A 5,917-nucleotide genomic window follows, 5' to 3' on the forward strand; every position below is an offset into this window, starting at 1 on the left:
CAGGCGGTATTCGGTATCGCGTGGGCTTTCAGCCCGCGTCGCCGCCTGCTGGTAAGCGTGTAGGGACATGCCCCAACCTCTCGTCTTCGTACTCTATAAGTTTCCGGCAGAGCATGAGCGCCTTGTAGTACTCACGCTCCATGCAATGGCGCGATATGTTGACGCAATGCGTCAGGATCAGCGGGTTCTGGATAACGCCCATGAATTCGGTCAGCCTCAGGACGAACTCGTCGTAGTGGCGCTGGGCGCCTGCCTCATCGAGATACATCATCATCACCGGGAAATAGATCCGGCGGGCCGGTGTCTCGACTTCCGATTCCTGCATGACGTCCTTCTCCCGAAGGACCGAGGCCTTGTTCTGTAGCACCAGGACCGCGCGGCGATCGCCATTCTGCAGCACAGCGCCGTTCAGGACGAACTTTTCCCCGGGTCTCAGAGACAACTTCAGTGGCAAGTCCGTCTCCCTTTTCTTGCGCGCCGAGCCGCACCATTGCGATTCGCGTCAGATCAACTTCGCGCATGCCGAACCCCGGCGCACCCCATGCCTAGCCGCTTTTCGGTTAACGACGCCTTTCGAGCGCGAGATGTGCTTTCGGCAGCGGACGAAGCCGCAGCGATTAACGCGCGATTAAGCATAATCAGGCGAGCAAGGGGCGGTCCAACCTGAGGTGAATCCATGTCGCGCAATGCGATGATCAACGCCGCATCCAGCCGGGCGCTGCAGGATTCGGCCGGGGCCACGCCTGCCCGGATGTCGGTTGTCGACATGGGTCAGGCCGCCAACAAGGACGCCCTGGCGACCCTCAACGAGGCGGTCCGCGAACTCAAGGCGCTGGCCGTTCAGCCGATCCTCAAGCGCGCCATCGAAGCCCTGAACCGCGAGGACTTCGTCGCCGGCGGAAAGTGGGCGGTCAAGGCGCTGGAGAAGGACGAAAAGAACGGCGTCGGCTGGTACCTTCTGGCGATGGCGCGAGAGCGCGCGGGCGATTTCACCAGTTCGATCAAGGCCTATGAAGCGGCGCTGCAGCTTTTGCCTGACCACGCCGAGGTCGCCAATGACCTGGGGCGCCTGGCCTATCGAATGGGCATGCACGAACAGGCCGAGAAGCTGTTCCGACACTATGTAGAGCACGCGCCGGATCGGCCGGAAGGGGTGAACAACCTGGCGACGGTCGTGCGCGATCGCGGGCGGCCGGACGAGGCGGTCGAGCTCCTCAGGCAGGCCATTGGCGTCAACCCTGAAGCCCAGATGCTGTGGAACACCCTGGGCACCATCCTGATGGAACGGGGCGACCTGGAAACGGCCTGCATCTTCTTCTCCGAAGCGATCCGGCTGGCCCCGACGTTCGGGAAATCGAGGTACAATCTAAGCCAGGTGAAGCTGGGCCTCGGCGACCCTGAGGGCGCGCTGGAAGACTGCGACGAGGCCATGAAGCTGGTGATCACCGCAGATGACCGCCAGATGATGCGACTGGCGCGCAGCTCCTACCAGCTGGCCATGAGCCGGCTGGGCGAGGGGTGGGATGACTACGAGGCCCGCCTGTCGCCGCAATTCGCCGATGTCACGAACTTCTTTATCGACCGTCCCCGCTGGTCGCCAGGCGCTGATGTCGCCGGCAAGACCGTGCTGGTGGTTGGCGAACAGGGTCTAGGTGACGAGATCCTGTTCGCCAACGTCCTTCCGGACCTGCTGGAGAAACTGGGCCCTGAGGGCAAGCTGCGAATCGCGGTGGAGCCACGTCTGGTTCCGCTGTTCCAGCGCAGCTTCCCCACGGCCGAAGTCACCTGGCACACGACCCACGTCTGGGCGACCCGCCCGCTTCGCTCGGCGCCGAACACCGACCACGCCTCGGCCGACCTCTGGACGCCGATGGGCAGCCTGATGCGGGAGTTCCGGCGCACGCTGGACGACTTTCCGGCGCACAAGGGGTTCCTCAAGCCTGATCCAAAGCGGGTCGCACACTGGCGCAAGGTGCTCAAGACAGCTCCGGCCGGGCCAAAGGTCGGGCTGCTCTGGAAGAGCGCCACAAACAAGGACGCTCGCCAGCGCTATTTCTCGCCCTTCTCGCAATGGGCGCCGGTGCTCAAGACCCCCGGCGTCAGCTTCATCAATCTTCAGTACGGCGACTGTTCCGAGGAACTGGCGCAGGCCGAAGAAGAGTTCGGCGTCCGGATCTGGACGCCGCCGGGCATCGACCTGAAGAAAGACCTGGACGATGTGGCCGCACTCTGCGCCGCGATGGACCTTGTCGTCGGATTTGCAAACGCGAGTTTCAACCTGGCCGCCTCGAGCGGCACGCCGGTCTGGTTGATTTCGACCCCCGGCTCATGGCCGCGTCTCGGCACGGACCGCTACCCCTGGTATCCGCAGGCCCGCGTCTTCATAACCCCCACCTATGGCGACTGGGACGGCGTTATGGCGCTGATTGGTGACGCGCTGGGCGAGCACGTGGCAGGCGGCGACACCCCGGGCGCCTGACGCCGCGCAGGCGCCTTACTGACGGTGCCTGCTCGAACGCGCTTGAACATCGCGCGCGGCCCTATAGGTTGGCCCAAGACAAACAACTGTTCGAATGCGGGCACGGAGCCCGCACGGGGAGCCTAGATGAGCCAACGTTTTACCGGGACTGACAACTACGTCGCCACCGAAGACCTCAAGGTGGCCGTCAATGCCGCCATCGCCCTGGAGCGCCCGCTCCTGATCAAGGGCGAGCCCGGCACCGGCAAGACGGTGCTGGCCGAGGAAATCGCCAAGGCGCTGGGATCCGAGCTGATCACCTGGCACATCAAATCGACCACCAAGGCCACCATGGGCCTTTACGAGTACGACGCCGTTACCCGCTTGCGGGACAGCCAGCTGGGCGATGAGCGGGTCAAGGACGTCAAGAACTACATCAAGAAGGGCAAGCTCTGGGAAGCCTTCGAGCACAAGGGCCGCCCTGTCTTGCTGATCGACGAGATCGACAAGGCCGATATCGAGTTCCCGAACGACCTGTTGCAGGAACTCGATCGGATGGAGTTCTACGTCTACGAGACCAATGAGACCATCAAGGCGGCGATCCGCCCGATCGTGATCATCACCTCGAACAACGAAAAGGAACTTCCGGACGCGTTCCTGCGCCGCTGTTTCTTCCACTACATCCGCTTCCCCGACTCCGAGACGATGCAGCAGATCGTCGACGTCCACTATCCGGGGATCAAGAACAAGCTGGTCGCCGAGGCGCTGCGTATCTTCTACGACATGCGCAAGGTCCCGGGCCTGAAGAAGAAGCCCTCCACGTCCGAGTTGCTGGACTGGCTGAAGCTGCTGATGGTCGAGGACATCGACGCCGATAGCCTGGCGGAGAAGGACCCCACCAAGCTGATCCCGCCGCTGCATGGCGCCCTGCTGAAGAACGAGCAGGACGTACACCTGTTCGAGCGCCTGGCCTTCCTGGCCCGTCGCGAGGGTGCGGCGCGCCCCGGCCAGTAGGTTACGTTCGGCGTTACAGCGAATTCACTCGCCTTTTGGAAGGGCTCCGGCCACCGTTTGTCGCAACAGACGGATCGGACGGAGCCCTTTTCCATGAGAACGCTATATCTTCTGGCCGCATCGGGACTGGCCCTGGGCACGTCGGCCTGCACGGTGAAAGCCCCACCGGCGCGGACGGCTCTGGAGTGTCCGCAAACGCAGGGGGACCTCTCACGCACCTCGGCAGCGTCCGACGGCAAGTCGTGTACCTACATGACATCCAGCGGGGCCGAGGTGACCCTACAACTGGTGTCCGTCGCCGGCGGGGCGGATGCGGCCCTGACATCGATCGAAACCAACCTGCTGGCAAACCGCAGCGCACCAAAGCCGGACGACAAGGCGACGGCTGACGCGTCGCCAACGCCCGCGACGGCGGCTTCGGCCACTGACTCCGGCAAGGCGGCGGCTTTAGCGGCCGAGCAGGCGCTCGAGGACTCCAGTCGCGCCAGCGTCGATGTGAGGATCGACAGCTCCGGCAAACATCTGACCGAGAACGGCGACGGAACGATGCGGGTTGATCTACCCGGCATCCACATCACGGCGAATGAAAACGATGAGTCGGCCAAGGTTCGGGTTGGACCGATCTCCATCGACGCCAACGACTCCAGCGCCACGATCAAGTCGCGGCGCGATGTCCGGCTACGGGGCGAAGCCTTCAGCCGCGAAAAACGCGGCATCCGGGCGACCTTCATCTACACAGGCAAAGACCTGCCGACGGGCTATCGTTTCGTAGGCTACGAAGCCGGTGGTCCGAAGACCGGTCCCATCACCGTCGCCATCGTGAAGTCAAAGCTGGATAGCGACACGGGCGAAGAGATGTACCCCAGTGTCAAGAAGCTGGTCCGCAAGAACGGCGGCGTGTGAGGCCAACCGCTGGCGACCGCTCACCCCGCCGGCTGGATTTCGACGACCTTGTAGGTAAGCGGGCGGCCATCTTCGTCGGAGACCGTCACATACTCGCCGATGGCGAAGCGGTGCATGCCCAGACGATAGACGGGCTCGTCGTCGTCGGACGCTGCGGCATCGTAGTCGAAGAACCAGTTCTGGCCCTTGCGCGCGAGACGGCCCTCGACCGCCGCCTCATCGGGCGCGAAGCGGCGCACGGTGCAATGGTCGCGGGACTTGCCATAGGCCGCCTCGTCCAGATGACCTTCAGCGGTCAGCGGCGCGGTCAGGGCGTAGCCTCGATGATCGTCGCCGCCGGCGAACTCTGTGCCAGGGTTGCGGGCCAGACGCATGGTGATGCGCGACAGGGTCATGGCGTGAGATCCTAAAAAATAATTACAAATTCAATGAGATAAAAACAAGGATGGCGAGTCCGCGTTGAGAAGTGTCCGGGTGGTTCCGCCAAAGATGAATTCCTGAAGCCGAGGGTGGCCAAAGGCGCCGGCCACGAGGATCCCGGCGTCCACTGACGCCGCCGCCCGCAGGATCGCCGTCGCGGCATCTCCGCTGTCGGCCAAGGTCAGAACCTCCGAGATCACGCCGCGCGCCGCGTAGTAGCCCTGCAACCGCACAGGATCGAAGGTGCGCGAACTGGCTTTGGGGGCGGAGATAATCACCACCCTGGAAGCTTTCTCCAGCAGGGGTGTCGCCAGTCGTGCGGCGCGCGATGCCTCCTTACCGCCATCCCAGGCCACGGCGACGACGCCGCCGATCTCCAAGCCTTTCCGCGCCACCAGCACCGGACGCTGCTCATCGGCGACCATCTGCTGGAACGCCTCGGCCAATGGACCCCGCCCCCGCGATGCGTCGCTGGTGAAGACGATCACATCGGAGAGCCGGCTCTCGGCCGAAAGGCCAGCCCAGACCGGGGTCTGCAGGGTCACGAACTGCTTTCGTTCGTAGGCAACGGCCGCGAAGGTCGCCCGGGCGTTGGCCTCGCCGGCCGAAGTGGCCTCCTTCAGGGACTCCAGCGCCGTCGTCTGCACCCCGCCGAGGAACCCCTCACCCATCCACGGCATGACGTCCGCCAGGTCCGCCGGCGTGTAAACTCCGGCCAGTTCTGCGTCGAACGCACCGGACAGCATCGCCGCTGCGCGTACAGCTTCGTCATCCCCTTTGCCGCCGGACAGCGGCGCCATGATACGGGCCCAGCTCATGGAGCATCCTTTTCTCTGTAGACAGTGACGGCCTCACACTGGACCTCCATTGATCTTTCGCAAGTCCTGGGTCAGTTCAAAGGGGCAGATCGGGAGGAACGTTCGCGTGAGGAAAGGGTTGCCCCGCAAGAGCGCTATCCCGCGCGCCTGGCAGCGTATGCTCTCCGGACGACGGCTCGACCTGCTGGATCCCTCTCCCATGGACGTGGAGATCGAGGACATCGCCCATGGGCTGGCGCGGGTGGCGCGCTGGAACGGCCAGACGATCGGCGAGCATTCTTTCTCGGTAGCCCAGCACTCGGTA

6 protein-coding genes and 1 pseudogene are annotated in these 5,917 nt (G+C 63.9%); 4 read left to right on the forward strand and 3 right to left on the reverse strand.

Annotation, left to right across the window (positions count from 1 at the left end; genetic code table 11):
* Positions 1-28: 28 nt before the first annotated feature.
* Complete coding sequence (gene flbT, locus ACIQ42_RS14995) at positions 29-454, reverse strand: flagellar biosynthesis repressor FlbT (protein ID WP_397423062.1); 426 nt, start codon at positions 452-454, stop codon at positions 29-31.
* A 222-nt stretch (positions 455-676) separates the two neighbouring features.
* Between flbT and ACIQ42_RS15000 the strand changes: the two genes are divergently transcribed.
* From ACIQ42_RS15000 to ACIQ42_RS15010, 3 genes are all read left to right on the forward strand, one after another.
* Positions 677-2,479: a tetratricopeptide repeat protein gene (locus tag ACIQ42_RS15000; RefSeq protein WP_397423063.1), complete on the forward strand. Its 1,803-nt coding sequence runs from the start codon at positions 677-679 to the stop codon at positions 2,477-2,479.
* 126 nt (positions 2,480-2,605) lie between these two features.
* Entirely contained in the window at positions 2,606-3,472 is an 867-nt protein-coding gene (locus ACIQ42_RS15005) for an AAA family ATPase (RefSeq protein ID WP_397401414.1), read from the forward strand.
* A gap of 93 nt (positions 3,473-3,565) precedes the next feature.
* Positions 3,566-4,375: a hypothetical protein gene (locus tag ACIQ42_RS15010; RefSeq protein ID WP_397423064.1), complete on the forward strand. Its 810-nt coding sequence runs from the start codon at positions 3,566-3,568 to the stop codon at positions 4,373-4,375.
* Positions 4,376-4,395: 20 nt separating this feature from the next.
* Here the strand turns inward: ACIQ42_RS15010 and ACIQ42_RS15015 are convergent, their stop codons facing one another.
* Both ACIQ42_RS15015 and ACIQ42_RS15020 read right to left on the reverse strand, forming a co-directional pair.
* Positions 4,396-4,770, reverse strand: a complete 375-nt coding sequence (locus ACIQ42_RS15015; RefSeq protein ID WP_397423065.1) for a hypothetical protein — start codon at positions 4,768-4,770, stop codon at positions 4,396-4,398.
* Positions 4,771-4,800: 30 nt separating this feature from the next.
* The gene (locus ACIQ42_RS15020; protein WP_397423066.1) at positions 4,801-5,613 is read right to left on the reverse strand and encodes a universal stress protein; all 813 of its coding nucleotides are present in this window, start codon (positions 5,611-5,613) and stop codon (positions 4,801-4,803) included.
* 106 nt (positions 5,614-5,719) lie between these two features.
* Between ACIQ42_RS15020 and ACIQ42_RS15025 the strand changes: the two are divergent.
* Positions 5,720-5,917 (forward strand): annotated as a pseudogene (locus ACIQ42_RS15025) (HD family hydrolase); the annotation flags it as partial.

Source organism: Phenylobacterium sp., from assembly GCF_044372605.1.
Classification (GTDB): domain Bacteria; phylum Pseudomonadota; class Alphaproteobacteria; order Caulobacterales; family Caulobacteraceae; genus Phenylobacterium.